Source organism: Pseudolactococcus insecticola, assembly GCF_011170065.1.
Classification (GTDB): Bacteria; Bacillota; Bacilli; order Lactobacillales; family Streptococcaceae; genus Pseudolactococcus; species Pseudolactococcus insecticola.
The window spans coordinates 44882-57918 of record NZ_BLLH01000004.1 but is presented as its reverse complement, the minus strand read 5'-3'; the positions used below and the strand labels follow the sequence as shown (position 1 = coordinate 57918).

The window sequence follows — 13037 nt, the reverse complement described above, 5'->3', positions numbered from 1 at the left end:
TGCGGGCTTTTATGGGGTATCAATCATGTTAGTTACAAAACGGGAACAACAAATCATCACAGCTATCATCAAGAAAAATAAGGTCAGCATTGCTGATCTTATTGACGTTACAGGCGTTAGTCGAAGGACGCTTTACCGTGATCTGCAAAACTTGCAGGACTCTCTGCCGAGTTTTGGTGCGAGTCTGATCAAGATTGATAATCTTTACAGCATCAAAGGGGATCTGACGCGCTTTTCTGATGGGAATGTTAGTGTACTTGAAACTTTTGATCAGACTGAACGGCACTTTATGGAGCTGATTTTGCTGATATTTGAGACGGCGAAATTATCAGATTTTATGTCACAGTTTGGTATCAGCCAGCCGACTGCCACAAATGATCTCAAAATCATCGAAGACAATCTTGCTTTTGCAGGTTGCAGTTTGTCACGGGACAAAGGTTTGAAAGTCATCGCAAGCGAATATATCAAGCGGACTTTACTGGTGTCGGCACTAGAGAGCAATCTCACAACAGCTGATATTTTTAGTCTCGGCACACCAGAAATAGCCAGGAATCAGCTGCTGCAGCTATTTTCAGAAAATCTGATAAATACTGTCACAGTAGCTTTTGATCAGTCAGATATTCAAAATATTTCTGACCGCACGCAGGGTGTTTTGCGCCTGTTTTTTCTAGTGACTCTGGAACGTCTGACACAAGGGCATCTGATAGACAGCCGTTATCAGTTTCACCCGTCAAAGGATGCGGTTGATTTTGTGACAAAGATTGTTCAAAACTTTGGCGACACGACGCGTATCAGTCTGCCTGAAATCATGTATCTGGCTAATATGACAGACGTGCTGCACTTTGATAAAGGTGGCAATCTGTTGTTCAAGGAAAAGTATGACAGCAGTTTTTCTTATAAAGTACGTCATCTGATCGAGCAAGTAAGCGAGAGAAGTGGTCTTGATTTTGGCCGAGATGAGAAGATTTTTGCGCTATTAAACACGCATTTACGCAGTTCATTTATCCTACCGCAGCTTTTTTCTGACGAGAAAAATGACTTGGTGACACGGATCAAAACGGAGCAAGCTGAGCTATTTGAGACGGTCAAAGCAGCTCTGACTGAAGTTTTTGAGCAGGCTTTTTCATTACAAGAAATTGCACTTGTGACGCTGCACTTTGTTGCGACGCTTGAGCGAAGTAGTCGTGTTTTTCCGATGACAGCGCTCCTGATTACCAGTCGAGGTCGCGTTTCTATGGAGTTTCTCGCCAGAAATCTGCAAACGCAATTCCCGTTTATCACGCGCGTCAAGATCAGTCAGGTCAGTCAAATGCTGGATGAAAATCTGGAAGAGTTCGATATCATTTTCACGACAGAAAAAGGACTCGATGACAGTTTCATCAGAATCGCGTCCAGCCTTGCCTTGACAAATATCTCAGAAATCACGCATGCAATTCGCCATGTCAGAAGTCAGAAAAAACCGCGCAAAAATACAGGCACAGCGTCAGAAAATCCGCTTGATTTTCAAGATTTTTTTGTTAAAAGTCAGGTAATTCTGGAAAATTTTGCGATTGAGCAGCTTGATAATACAACAGATTTTGATACGACGATTCAGCAGATAGCAAGTTATGAAAATCATACAGATACTGAGCTTCTGTCACGTTTTAAGCGGACGTCGTTTGGTATTCCAAAGACAAATCTTTGCCTGATTCACGGCATTTCTGAGACAGTTACGCGCCCAGTTTTTAAGATTTTTGATCTTGAAAATCAAGTAGCCGTTTTGGGCATGGACAAAAAAGAGATGCTGGCAAATCGTATCCTTTTTCTGACTGCGCCTGAGTCAGTTGATGACATTTACAACTACATCTTAGGTAAAATTTCAAGCTCTATCATTGAAAATACGCTCTATACAACGATCTACAGCTCGGGAAATAAAGAAATTATCTATGAGCTGCTAAGCAAAATTATCGGTGAAAGTTTTACTAAGTATGAGCAGTGAGTTTAGGATTTGACAACTCTAAAGCCTTGGCACAAATTTCTGTGACAAGGCTTTTATTGTATCAGAGGATGAAAACGGTTACAATATAACTATAAAGACAATAAATAAGAGGTATTCAAATGGAAATCCAAAAAGATCTGATTCATCTACGTAAGTCGTTTGCGACGAAAGAAGACGCGATTACATTTTGTGGGGAACAGCTGGTTTCTGGCGGCTACGTGACTGAGAGTTACGTGCCAGCTATGATTGAGCGCAATAAAGAGTTGTCGGTCTACATGGGAAATTTTATCGCCATCCCACACGGGACAGATGCGGCAAAAAAAGACGTGCTTAAAACAGGCATCACCATCGTTCAAGTGCCGCGTGGCGTTGACTTTGGCGATGAAAATGACCCGAAAATTGCGACTGTTCTGTTTGGCATCGCAGGTGTTGGTAACGAGCACTTAGATCTTATCCAAAAAATATCGATTTTCTGTGCGGATGTTGACAATGTTGTCAAGCTTGCAGACGCCACAACGGCTGACGAAATCGCAAATCTTCTAAACGCAGTAGAAGTCTAAGAAACACCTAGTTTTGAAAGGAAAACACTCATGAAAAAAGCAGTACACTTTGGCGCAGGTAATATCGGACGTGGATTTATCGGCGAAATTCTCCATAAAAATGGATTTGAAGTCGCCTTTGTAGATGTCAATGAAACAATCATCGACGCCTTAAATGCGCGCGGTAGCTATGAGATCGAACTCGCTGAGGACGCTGCAACACACATTCCAGTTGACCATGTTTCTGGAATTAACAACGCTAAAAATCCAGATGCCGTGATCGATGCCATTAAAAATGCGGACATCGTGACAACAGCGATTGGTCCCAATATCTTACCATTTATTGCAGAACTTATTGCCAAAGGCATCCAGGCACGTAAAACGGCAGATAAACTTGATGCGCTTGACGTCATTGCCTGTGAAAACATGATCGGTGGCTCAGAGTTTCTCAAAACAAAAGTCGATGCCTATCTAACGGCAGAAGATGCGGCTTATGTGGACAGCTACATCGGATTTCCAAATGCTGCGGTTGACCGCATCGTGCCTGGACAAACACATGAAGATCCGCTATTTGTCGTGGTTGAGCCATTTAGCGAGTGGGTCATTGATGAGAGTCAGCTACGCAATAAAGCAATCCATCTCGACGGCGTACACTATGCGACGGATCTCGAGCCATTCATCGAGCGCAAACTTTTCAGTGTGAATACGGGACATGCCACAGTGGCCTACAACGGCTTTTACTATGGATTTAAGACTATCGATACGGCACTTCAAGACGAACGAGTCATGACAGCACTTGTTAATACACAAAAAGAAACGCGTGATCTGCTTTTAGCCAAATGGGACCTGTTTGACGAGGCTGAGCTAGTGGCTTATCACGAAAAAATCCGTGGTCGTTTTGTTAATCCGCACCTTTCTGACGAGATTACACGTGTTGCTCGTACGCCAATCCGCAAGCTTGGCTATGACGAACGCTTCATCAGACCAATCCGTGAGCTCAATGACCGCAATCTGTCTTATGCGACACATCTGGCAACAGCAGCAAAAATCTTCAAATATACTGATGCCTCTGACGAACAGGCAGTTGACTTGCAAAATCGTCTGGCAACGGAAGACTTGACACAAGTCATCGAATCAGTCACAGGTGTTAAAGAACCCAAACTCGTTCAAGAACTCAAAACAGCGATTGAAGCTTTATAAAACTAATCAAATTCTTAGTCAAACAGACTAGGAATTTTTAGTTGCAGAAAATTGTCAAATTTCAAAGCGGTATAGTAATTCTCTCTGAAATTTGCTATAACAGGAATCGATAAATTCGAGCTTTCAAAAACTGTCAAATAAAAACCAAAAAAGTTTGCTAAAATGCAAACTTTTTTGACTAATTGTGATAAAATATACTTGTATGAGCAAACTGCTCAAATATAAAAAATATAGAGGTGGACTCAATGTCACGTAAACCAATTATCGCAGGTAACTGGAAAATGAACAAAACTGTTTCTGAAGCGCAAGCTTTTGTAGAAGCAGTGAAAAACAATATCCCTTCAAAAGAACTTGTAGACACAGTTATCGCTGCGCCTGCACTTCTTTTGGCACCAATGAACTACCTTCGCCAAGGAACAGATCTTCAATTGTCAGCTGAAAATGCTTACTTTGAAAATGCTGGTGCTTTCACAGGTGAAACTTCGCCTGCAGCAATCGCTGATCTTGGTATCGAGTACATCGTGATTGGTCACTCTGAACGTCGCGAATACTTCCACGAAACAGATGAAGACATCAACAAAAAAGCCAAAGCTATCATCGCAAATGGTGTGACACCTATCGTATGTTGTGGTGAAACCCTTGAAACTTACGAAGCAGGCAAAACTGCTGAATGGGTTGAAGGTCAAATCACAGCAGCACTTAAAGACCTCACACCTGAACAAGTTTCAAACCTTGTTATCGCCTACGAACCAATCTGGGCAATCGGTACTGGTAAATCAGCAGATGCTAATACAGCAGACGAAACATGTGGTGTTGTCCGCGCAACTGTTGAAAAACTTTACGGCAAAAACGTATCAGACGCAGTTCGTATCCAATACGGCGGTTCAGTTAAACCTGAAAACGTTGCTGAATACATGAGCAAAGAAAACGTTGACGGCGCACTTGTTGGTGGTGCAGCGCTTGAAGCTGAAAGCTTCCTTGCACTTCTTGACTTCGTCAAATAAGACTTTTTGTAAAAACGTGTTGATTTGAAAAAATCAATGCGTTTTTTTATGTCTAAAATCTGGAATAAATGCAAAAAAATAAAGCCAACCGTGGTTGACCTTATTTTTTAATATGACTTAGGAGTATTTTGATTGCTTGTTTTGAAACTTGTAACAGATAATAGGACGATGCAATCGCAAGAAGTACTGCGAGAAAGTTCGGCAAGATTGCCGCAAAGATGTAACAACTAATCACCATGAAGATTGAAAAGATGGCAATGTTTGCGAAAAAAGTGAGCTCAGTGTATCTTTCAGCTGTTAGGGTTTCGTCAGCCACTTTTTCCTCCGCGAGATAATCACGGGTTGGAGATTGCCAGTTTTCTATGTCTTCGTCGTATTTTGGCGCTTCCATCTTAGTTCTCCTCTTAGTACATTACTAATCATACCACTTCAGACAGACAAGAAAATTTACAGTTTGGTTAAAATATTACGGTTTAGTTACAGGTTCAAGATGATACTTAACATTTTCCTCGTGGAGCTCCGCGATAAGGAGGTGATCATCGTCAAATTGCCCCATATGAATGGTCAGAAGGTCGTCAGAAATTTCTATTTTTTTGAAAGCGGCACTGATAAAGCTATGAAACCGTTTTGATTTTTCAATCTTGCATTTGGCGGCTTCAAAGGCTTTTTGCAGGGTTAAGCCGTTGGTCAGAAAATTTTGAACGAAAATCACGAGTAGCAGCGTTTCATAGCCATATTCTCGTGTGGCTTCATTTGACGTGCGTGTGGCGCGTGGGATGTAGCCCTGATCATCCCAGTAGCGAATCTGACGAGTCGTCGCACCAGAAATTTTTGAAATCTCTCGAATCGAAAAAATCAGATTTTCGAAGTCAATGAGATATTTACTATCATTATTTTTTAGCATAATTGTTTTCCTTGTAAGCTTAGTTTACAATATTTTTAGTGAAAAATCTAGGAAAAAGTCTAAAAATCTTGCTATAATGGTGGTTATGGTAGAAAAAATAGCAATTACTGCAACTGCAGAAAGTATAGAACAGGCAAAAGCACTGCTTGCGCAAGGTGTGGACACACTCTACATCGGCGAGTCAGAGTTTGGCTTGCGCTTGCCACATGATTTTTCCTGGGATGAGATTCGGGCCATCACGCAACTTGCGCATGATGCAAACGCTAAGGTGACAGTGGCTGTCAATGCCATCATGCACCCTGAAAAAATGGCAGTGATTAAGCCTTACCTGGATTTTTTAGAAGAGATAAAAGTTGATCAGATCACAGTCGGTGATACGGGTGTGATTTTTGTGCTAGAGAGAGATGACTATAAGCTACCCTATATCTATGACGCCTCAACCATGGTGACAAGTTCTCGTCAGATCAATTTCTGGGGGAGTCAAGGCGCGATTGGAGCTGTCTTGTCACGTGAGTTGCCAAAAGAAGAGCTTAAAAATATGGCAGGGAATCTTGAAATTTTTGGAGAAGTTTTGGTTTATGGGGCAACGATCATTCACCAGTCGAAGCGACCATTGCTTGAAAACTACTACAACTTTATCAAGACCGACGAGGAAAAATCGCGCGCGCGCAATCTATTTTTGAGTGAACCAAAAGAAGAAAACACGCACTATTCGATCTATGAGGACAGCCATGGCACGCATATCTTTGCGTCTGACGACGTGGATATGATGACGGAGCTCCAAAACCTTGCTGAGATGAGCTACACTCACTGGAAGCTTGATGGGATTTATACGCCTGGCGATGATTTTGTGGCTATCACAGCACGTTTTGTTGAGGCACGGGCTTTGCTTGAAAATGGCGGGATGAGCGTCACGCAGGCGCATGCTTTTGATGAAGACATAAGGTCGCTACATCCCAAGGGTCGCACGCTCGGACACGGTTTTTACGACCTTGACCCTGACGATATAAAGTAATATAATAGACAAGTTAGGAAGTCTGATGACTTTTTGACGCTAGTAACAGTTTTGGTCAGAAGAGACCTTTTCAACTTACTCACTATCTTGAAAATAGGAGAAAAAACATGAGAGAATTAAAACGACCTGAGGTGCTTGCGCCTGCAGGGACTTTGGAGAAGCTAAAAGTTGCCATTAGCTATGGTGCAGATGCAGTCTATATCGGTGGCGACGCCTATGGTTTGCGCTCACGTGCGGGTAATTTTAGCTTTGATGAGATGCGCGAGGGTGTTGCCTTCGCACGAGCGCACAACGCCAAGGTTTACGTGGCTGCCAACATGGTCACGCATGAAGGCAATGAAGCGGGTGCTGGCGAATGGTTTCGGACTCTGCGTGATTTGGGAATCTCAGCTGTCATTGTCAGCGATCCTGCCTTGATTGCAATCGCTGCAAGTGAAGCACCAGGTCTGCCTATTCACCTGTCAACACAGGCGAGTGCGACCAACTATGAAACGCTAGAATTTTGGAAAAAGCTTGGACTTGAGCGCGTTGTTTTAGCGCGTGAGGTTTCGATGAGCGAGCTTGCTGAAATTCGCAAGCATACCGATGTTGAAATCGAAGCATTTGTGCATGGTGCCATGTGCATCAGTTACTCTGGGCGCTGCGTGCTGTCAAACTATATGAGTAAGCGCGATGCCAATCGTGGTGGCTGTTCGCAGTCTTGCCGCTGGAAATATGATCTCTATGACATGCCTTTTGGGCAGGAACGCCGCAGCGTTCAGGGCGAAATTCCTGAAGAATTTTCGATGAGTGCTGTCGACATGAGTATGATCGAGCATGTGCCCGATCTGATTGAAAATGGTGTGGATTCTTTCAAAATCGAAGGTCGCATGAAGTCAATTCACTACGTGTCAACCGTGGCAAATGTCTACAAAAAAGCAGTAGACGCCTATCTGGAAAGCCCAGAAGCTTTTGAAGACATCAAGCCTGCACTTGTTGACGAACTTTGGAAAGTGGCACAACGTGAGCTTGCGACTGGTTTTTATTACCAAACGCCAAGCGAAAACGAGCAACTTTTCGGTGCCCGTCGCAAAATCCCTCAGTACAAATTTGTAGGCGAAGTCCTTGCATTTGATGCAGACACCATGACAGCAACTGTTCGCCAACGCAATGTCATCACAGCAGGCGACGAAATCGAGTTTTACGGGCCAGGCTTTCGCCATTTCACAGCGACAGTTGATGATTTACGCAACGAAGATGGTGAGCTGATTGACCGCGCACCAAATCCGATGGCAGTCCTTACCATGACGGTGCCGTATCCTGTTGCGCCAGGTGATATGATCCGTAAAAACGGGTCAGGCTTGATTAATTTATATGAAAAAAATGGCGTGACAAAAACTGTTCGTGCTTGATAAAAATAGGAAATATAAGACAAAAAGCGACGTCCATCGCTTTTTTTGTTATAATAAAAGAAAAACAAAAATTGAAAATGAGTGGCTCATGATTACAAATAATATTTCAAAAGGTAAGTTGACAGGGAGAAAGATCGGGATTTATTTTGGGACGTTTGCACCTTTGCATGCGGGGCATCAGCAGCAGATTTATAAGACGGCAGCTTTAAATGACGGCGTTCTACTGATTGTGTCGGGTTATGATGATGATCGTGGCTCAAAGATTGGCCTGCATCTGGAAAAGCGTTTTCGTTATTTGCGTGAGGCCTTTAACGATGAGGCAGCGATCAAGGTGGCAAAGCTTGATGAAAATGACATTCCTGCCATGCCAAATGGTTGGGATGAGTGGACAAATCGCATGTTTGAGCTGATTCACAGTAACACTGAAGCAGAAAATCTGGAGATTACGTTTTATGTCGGAGAAGAGGAGTATGTGACGGAGCTGCGCAAGCGTTTTCCTGAAAATGACGGGAATACCTATTCAGTTGAGATTGCTGATCGTCATGATATACAAATCTCTGCGACCATGATTCGTCAGAACCCGCAAGCTTACTGGAATGACATCAATCGTGTTTTTCGTAGGCATTTTTCAAAAGTTGTGACGCTGATGGGCTCAGCCTCAACTGGTAAGTCAACGCTCGTCAGAAGGCTCGCACGCTCAATCAATGCCCCATTTTCAGAAGAGTACGCGCGAATCTACGAAGAAAAGTCTAACATTGATGATGATGAGCTGCGCATGGATGACTATGCACGGCTGATCACAGGTCAATATGACGCCAACTCGCGTGAAATCAACTCACCGTCTAATCAAGGCATTGTTTTTTTGGACACGGATGCAATTGTGACACGGGTCTATGTCAAGCTTTATCTGTCAGAAGCTGAGCAGGCACAGCTAGAGCCTTTGTTTCAAAAAACCATCCGAGATGAAGAAATGGACTTGATTTTGGTGATTCCGCCTGTGACTAAGTATGTTGACGACGGTTTTCGCAATATGGCGTGGGAGACGTCGCGCAACGCCTTTCATGAGGAGCTTATGCGTCAGCTTGATGAGTTTGGCCTGATGGACAAGGTGGTCTTGCTCGATAATGCAGGCGACAGCAGGGATCAGGGGGGGTATCTGGCACGCTATCATCATGCTATTGATGCCGTAAAAGCCCACACTGGCATCGAAATAAAACGCTTAGAGTACTAAACTGACTCTAAGCGTTTTTTTGGTCGATCATACTATTTTTGACATTTTCAGGAACGAACGTCACTTTTTTGATTTTGTTTAATAACACAATGCGGATCTGATTTGAACGTAGGTCTTTGACGACAGCTTGGCGCTCGGTGATACTGGAAATGATACCTGTGAAACTGGTCAGGTTACCATTTTGTTCATTGAAATGCAGATAGACCGCATGGTTGAAAGAATGCGCAAGTTCAAGGTTTGAGAGGATGTCAAGATTGATATTATCTGAAGGGTTTTGTGGTTGATCAGAATGACCAGACAAAATATTTTTAATGTGCTGTAAAAGTTTTTTCATAAAAAAATTATAACATATTTTGAGATAAATTGCGCAAAATTGCGTATAATATAGTGAGAGATAAAATAAAGGAGCAATGACAATGAGTGAGTTCAAGTTTGAAATCGAAGAGCACTTGCTAGTCCTATCCGAAAATGACAAGGGCTGGAAAAAGGAGTTGACACGCGTGTCATGGAATGGTGCACCAGCAAAGTTTGACATTCGCCAATGGTCGCCTGACTATAGTAAAATGGGAAAAGGTGTCACGTTTACCAATGACGAGTTTCAAAAGTTAGTTGACGAATTTAAAAATTAAAAAAATCTGGCGATTAAACGTCAGATTTTTATTTTGTAAATAAGATGACAACCATGGCGATATAAAGTACCAAAGTGATGAAAAAGGTCGTGCGCCAGAAAAATTTTAAGAATTGTTTCGGAACAAATACTCGGTAATAAAATAGGTCAAGTAAGAGGAGTATCAGCGCCATTGCTGAAATTAGCGCTAGAAAATACGGTAACAGGCTGACTTGCGTGATTTGGTGGGAAAACTTGTGTAACCCGAAAATCAGGAAAAAAGTCACAATGTCAGGAACATTGAGCGGTAGATGTTCTCTAATATGAAAAAAGTTGAAAAATATCGCGACAATGATGAAAACTAGAATCGGATAAAGGGTAATCAGGATGTGAGTTAGCATATGTCTATTTTAGCGTGTTTGGCACAAAAAAACAAGAAAAGCTTGGTTGTGCTTTTCTTGTTTTTGATTATTTGGCTTGAGATTTTACAGGTGTGGCAAAATAACGGTTTGACTTGAGTGCACGACGGATAGCAAAACCGATAGCAGCTGCAAGGATTGCCTTGACAAGTCCTGGGATGATAAACGGTAGGAAACCAGCATTGAAACCAGCTTTTAGCGACAGATTTGCGACCACAGATAGCCAGATGGTACCTAATGCTAAGCACCAAAGGGCACCGATGATGTTTGCAATGATGAAAACAAATAATTTACTGCGGTCAGATTTGACCATGACTGCCATGCGATTGATTTGTGCTGTTTGTTGCGCTTGTAGCAAAAATCCGATGAGAAAGCCACCTGTTGGGCCAAAGAGTGCGCCAAATCCAGCAGCACCGCCTGCGAAAACAGGTAGGCCAATGGCACCTAGAATCAAATAAAGCAAAATGGCGATGATGCTGTCAAGCGGCTTCAAAACAGTTGCGATGATGCCGACAGCGAGGGTTTGCAGTGTGAGTGGGACCAGTGGTAAAGGAATCGTGACCTGGCTTGCGACCACAAGAAAAGCAGCAGCTACCGCAATGATTGCGAGGCGTTGGACTTTAGATTGGTTCATTGTTTATGTTCTCTCTTTATTTTTATTTGTTTTTAAGTATATAGTAATTTGGAAATGATTGCAAGTAAAGAATTTAAAAATAAGAAATTTTTTTGATTTATTTCTGAAAATAACTGTTATTTCCGAACATTTTGATATTTCAATAAAAAAACACCCACCAATTTTCAAGTTTGGTGGGTGTTTATCCAATTTATTCGGAAATATCAGCAAAACTTGCCTTGACAAAATCCGCCAAAAGCTGTGGTGTAATGCGGATACTGCGTCCGACTTCGCCAGCGGAGACAATCATGGTATCTTCGTTGAGTGCAATGGTGTCAATGAAAATCGGAAAATCGTGTTTCTGACGAATACCGACAGGATTGTTTGCGCCGTGGATGTAGCCAGTTGTTTTCTGAAGATCTTTCTGCGGGATCATGCTGACCTTTTTATTCTGAGACGCTTTTGCCAGTTTCTTTTCTGATAAGTGGTGTGTCAGAGGTAAGATACCGATGACAGGGCCGTTAGGTCCAGTGAGCGCAAGCGTTTTATAAATATCAGACTTGGTGATGCCATCTGGTAACGCATTATCTGCTAGCGCATTTAACGCAAGCGAGTCATGCACGATCCCTGCCTTATCTAAGATTTGATCGACCAAGGTTTTCTTTAGTTTATTTTTTTTCATTTGTAAGTTTCCTCGAGGTGACTCATCCAGATGCCAAGCAGTAGCCCAAGAGCAGCGAAAATGACAGCTAAAATAAAAGTCATCGCGTTTGCACCGGTGTAGCTGATACTGTCTGCGACTTTAGCATTTGGTACCAATATCAGTAGTGTAGAGGCTGCGACAATGCCTAAAATAAAGTGGAAAACGCGAGAATGCTGCGTTTCAAGCAAATGTTCCATGCCTTTTGCAAACAAGAGCATGGCAAGCACACCACCAATCACAATTGGCAAAAAAACATGAAGCAGATCAAATGATTTGAAACCAGTCAACATTGGCGTGTAAAGCCCTAGTATCAGCAAGAGATTTGACGGTGAAAGGCCAGGGACAAGGACGCCTAGGGCAATCAAAATCCCCGCAAGGATAAATGTCCCGAAGTTTGCAGGCAAGGTCCCGAAAATATAAGGCAAGGCATATAAGACGACGAGGCTCACGATAAATGTCCCAATCAGCCAGGCGAAATCTATCCGATCACGTTTGTGACGGCTTTGAGACTCCACCCATAGGGCAGGCAAGCTGCCGATGATGGCGCCTGCAAAGCCCCAAAGGACGATGACTTGGTAATGTGCCAGCAGAAATTCAAGCGGTCGTGATAAGAGACCAATTCCTAGAATACCACCAATCCCGACAGGCAGAAAATAGAAAAAGTCTGCCTTAAAATTGCGTCGGATATGTGCTAGAAAACTGAGCATCCGCTCATAAATCCCCAGAATCGCAGCTAAAACGCCACCTGAAACACCTGGTAAGATAAAGCCTAGCGCGATAACCACGCCCTTTATCAGTCTAATCAACCATGCCATTATTTTAATAACCACCTTTGTCTATTTTATAGAGAGAATGATTATATTATAGCAAAAAAAATCAGGGATTTAGGATTTTTGGGTAGGCTTTGATGACAAAAACGGCGATGATTGCAGAGACAATGGCGGTCAATAAGCCTGATGTACCATTGATAACAAGGGAATAGGCAACAGCTCCCCAGCCTTTCCAAGCGTAGTCAGACCAAAAAATCACACCTGCGATAAAATGGAAGAAATAGCGGAAAATGCTAGCTGCAAAAGCTGAGACGACAATCAATCCGACGCTCGTGCTTTTGACCCAAGGTTTGAAGACACCCGCAATACCGCCTGCGGTAAAGGCAAGCACGTACTCAATCAGGACCTGCGGCACACTCAGAAAGTAGACTTTGCCAAGGATAAAATGTAGCAAGCCCCAGATGAGTCCAGCGCTGAGTCCCAAAACAAGGCCGCGGCGTAGGCTGAAAATCGTAAGCACGATCATGCCAAGCGAAATCTCAAACCAGCCAATCTGGGTGGGAATAAATGAGAGCGCCATGCACAAGGCAGCCGCGATTGCGGTCTCTGCGAGTGCACGCACGTTGAGCGTTTGTGAGTTTGATGATAACATAAAAAAATCTC

At 43.0% G+C, this 13037-nt stretch carries 16 protein-coding genes; 8 read left to right on the top strand and 8 right to left on the bottom strand.

The window, feature by feature from the left end; all coding sequences use genetic code 11:
- Positions 1–25: 25 nt before the first annotated feature.
- From Hs20B_RS05020 to tpiA, 4 genes are all read left to right on the top strand, one after another.
- A complete protein-coding gene (locus Hs20B_RS05020) occupies positions 26–1978 on the top strand; it encodes a BglG family transcription antiterminator (RefSeq protein ID WP_172356225.1) in 1953 nt (650 codons plus the stop codon).
- 119 nt (positions 1979–2097) lie between these two features.
- On the top strand, positions 2098–2538 hold the full coding sequence (locus Hs20B_RS05015; protein WP_172356223.1) for a PTS mannitol transporter subunit IIA: 441 nt from the start codon (positions 2098–2100) through the stop codon (positions 2536–2538).
- Positions 2539–2568: 30 nt separating this feature from the next.
- Positions 2569–3717, top strand: coding sequence for a mannitol-1-phosphate 5-dehydrogenase (locus Hs20B_RS05010; RefSeq protein ID WP_172356222.1), 1149 nt, complete (start codon positions 2569–2571; stop codon positions 3715–3717).
- A gap of 245 nt (positions 3718–3962) precedes the next feature.
- Positions 3963–4721 (top strand): triose-phosphate isomerase, encoded by a 759-nt coding sequence (gene tpiA, locus Hs20B_RS05005; RefSeq protein WP_172356220.1) that lies wholly within the window; start codon positions 3963–3965, stop codon positions 4719–4721.
- 100 nt (positions 4722–4821) lie between these two features.
- Here tpiA and Hs20B_RS05000 read toward each other — a convergent pair whose 3' ends face one another.
- Together Hs20B_RS05000 and Hs20B_RS04995 are read right to left on the bottom strand one after the other, a co-directional pair.
- On the bottom strand, positions 4822–5112 hold the full coding sequence (locus tag Hs20B_RS05000) for a DUF3270 family protein (RefSeq protein WP_172356218.1): 291 nt from the start codon (positions 5110–5112) through the stop codon (positions 4822–4824).
- 75 nt (positions 5113–5187) lie between these two features.
- Complete coding sequence (locus tag Hs20B_RS04995; protein WP_172356216.1) at positions 5188–5625, bottom strand: MerR family transcriptional regulator; 438 nt, start codon at positions 5623–5625, stop codon at positions 5188–5190.
- Positions 5626–5710: 85 nt separating this feature from the next.
- On the opposite strand from Hs20B_RS04995, the gene Hs20B_RS04990 reads away from it, so the two are divergent.
- The 3 genes from Hs20B_RS04990 (at position 5711) to Hs20B_RS04980 (ending at position 9262) form a co-directional block, all read left to right on the top strand.
- Positions 5711–6640, top strand: a complete 930-nt coding sequence (locus tag Hs20B_RS04990; protein ID WP_172356214.1) for a peptidase U32 family protein — start codon at positions 5711–5713, stop codon at positions 6638–6640.
- 107 nt (positions 6641–6747) lie between these two features.
- Positions 6748–8031 carry a peptidase U32 family protein gene (locus Hs20B_RS04985; RefSeq protein WP_172356212.1) on the top strand — a complete coding sequence of 428 codons (1284 nt, stop codon included), beginning with the start codon at positions 6748–6750 and terminating at the stop codon, positions 8029–8031.
- A gap of 88 nt (positions 8032–8119) precedes the next feature.
- The gene (locus tag Hs20B_RS04980; protein WP_172356210.1) at positions 8120–9262 is read left to right on the top strand and encodes a nicotinamide-nucleotide adenylyltransferase; all 1143 of its coding nucleotides are present in this window, start codon (positions 8120–8122) and stop codon (positions 9260–9262) included.
- Positions 9263–9269: 7 nt separating this feature from the next.
- Here the strand turns inward: Hs20B_RS04980 and Hs20B_RS04975 are convergent, their stop codons facing one another.
- Positions 9270–9596 carry a hypothetical protein gene (locus Hs20B_RS04975; protein ID WP_172356209.1) on the bottom strand — a complete coding sequence of 109 codons (327 nt, stop codon included), beginning with the start codon at positions 9594–9596 and terminating at the stop codon, positions 9270–9272.
- Positions 9597–9678: 82 nt separating this feature from the next.
- Between Hs20B_RS04975 and Hs20B_RS04970 the strand changes: the two genes are divergently transcribed.
- Entirely contained in the window at positions 9679–9891 is a 213-nt protein-coding gene (locus Hs20B_RS04970) for a YdbC family protein (RefSeq protein WP_172356207.1), read from the top strand.
- 28 nt (positions 9892–9919) lie between these two features.
- On the opposite strand, the gene Hs20B_RS04965 is transcribed toward Hs20B_RS04970, so the two are convergent.
- From Hs20B_RS04965 to thiT, 5 genes are all read right to left on the bottom strand, one after another.
- A complete protein-coding gene (locus Hs20B_RS04965) occupies positions 9920–10270 on the bottom strand; it encodes a DUF3397 domain-containing protein (protein WP_172356205.1) in 351 nt (116 codons plus the stop codon).
- Positions 10271–10337: 67 nt separating this feature from the next.
- Positions 10338–10922: a biotin transporter BioY gene (locus tag Hs20B_RS04960; protein WP_172356204.1), complete on the bottom strand. Its 585-nt coding sequence runs from the start codon at positions 10920–10922 to the stop codon at positions 10338–10340.
- 190 nt (positions 10923–11112) lie between these two features.
- On the bottom strand, positions 11113–11583 hold the full coding sequence (locus tag Hs20B_RS04955) for an aminoacyl-tRNA deacylase (protein WP_172356202.1): 471 nt from the start codon (positions 11581–11583) through the stop codon (positions 11113–11115).
- On the bottom strand, positions 11580–12422 hold the full coding sequence (locus Hs20B_RS04950; RefSeq protein WP_172356364.1) for a DUF368 domain-containing protein: 843 nt from the start codon (positions 12420–12422) through the stop codon (positions 11580–11582). The genes Hs20B_RS04955 and Hs20B_RS04950 overlap by 4 nt, the downstream gene beginning before the upstream one ends.
- 58 nt (positions 12423–12480) lie before the next feature.
- Entirely contained in the window at positions 12481–13026 is a 546-nt protein-coding gene (gene thiT / locus Hs20B_RS04945) for an energy-coupled thiamine transporter ThiT (RefSeq protein ID WP_228407493.1), read from the bottom strand.
- Between the last annotated feature and the right edge of the window lie 11 nt (positions 13027–13037).

What these genes read in the sequence shown, in the direction of transcription:
- Hs20B_RS04990 (WP_172356214.1), top strand. Translation starts at nt 5,711, where the DNA reads ATGGTAGAAAAAATAGCAATTACTGCAACTGCAGAAAGTATAGAACAG.
- Hs20B_RS05020 (WP_172356225.1), top strand. Translation starts at nt 26, where the DNA reads ATGTTAGTTACAAAACGGGAACAACAAATCATCACAGCTATCATCAAG.
- Hs20B_RS04975 (WP_172356209.1), bottom strand. Translation starts at nt 9,596, where the DNA reads ATGAAAAAACTTTTACAGCACATTAAAAATATTTTGTCTGGTCATTCT.
- Hs20B_RS04970 (WP_172356207.1), top strand. Translation starts at nt 9,679, where the DNA reads ATGAGTGAGTTCAAGTTTGAAATCGAAGAGCACTTGCTAGTCCTATCC.
- tpiA (WP_172356220.1), top strand. Translation starts at nt 3,963, where the DNA reads ATGTCACGTAAACCAATTATCGCAGGTAACTGGAAAATGAACAAAACT.
- Hs20B_RS04985 (WP_172356212.1), top strand. Translation starts at nt 6,748, where the DNA reads ATGAGAGAATTAAAACGACCTGAGGTGCTTGCGCCTGCAGGGACTTTG.
- Hs20B_RS04980 (WP_172356210.1), top strand. Translation starts at nt 8,120, where the DNA reads ATGATTACAAATAATATTTCAAAAGGTAAGTTGACAGGGAGAAAGATC.
- Hs20B_RS05010 (WP_172356222.1), top strand. Translation starts at nt 2,569, where the DNA reads ATGAAAAAAGCAGTACACTTTGGCGCAGGTAATATCGGACGTGGATTT.
- Hs20B_RS04955 (WP_172356202.1), bottom strand. Translation starts at nt 11,583, where the DNA reads ATGAAAAAAAATAAACTAAAGAAAACCTTGGTCGATCAAATCTTAGAT.
- Hs20B_RS04995 (WP_172356216.1), bottom strand. Translation starts at nt 5,625, where the DNA reads ATGCTAAAAAATAATGATAGTAAATATCTCATTGACTTCGAAAATCTG.
- thiT (WP_228407493.1), bottom strand. Translation starts at nt 13,026, where the DNA reads ATGTTATCATCAAACTCACAAACGCTCAACGTGCGTGCACTCGCAGAG.
- Hs20B_RS05015 (WP_172356223.1), top strand. Translation starts at nt 2,098, where the DNA reads ATGGAAATCCAAAAAGATCTGATTCATCTACGTAAGTCGTTTGCGACG.
- Hs20B_RS05000 (WP_172356218.1), bottom strand. Translation starts at nt 5,112, where the DNA reads ATGGAAGCGCCAAAATACGACGAAGACATAGAAAACTGGCAATCTCCA.
- Hs20B_RS04965 (WP_172356205.1), bottom strand. Translation starts at nt 10,270, where the DNA reads ATGCTAACTCACATCCTGATTACCCTTTATCCGATTCTAGTTTTCATC.
- Hs20B_RS04960 (WP_172356204.1), bottom strand. Translation starts at nt 10,922, where the DNA reads ATGAACCAATCTAAAGTCCAACGCCTCGCAATCATTGCGGTAGCTGCT.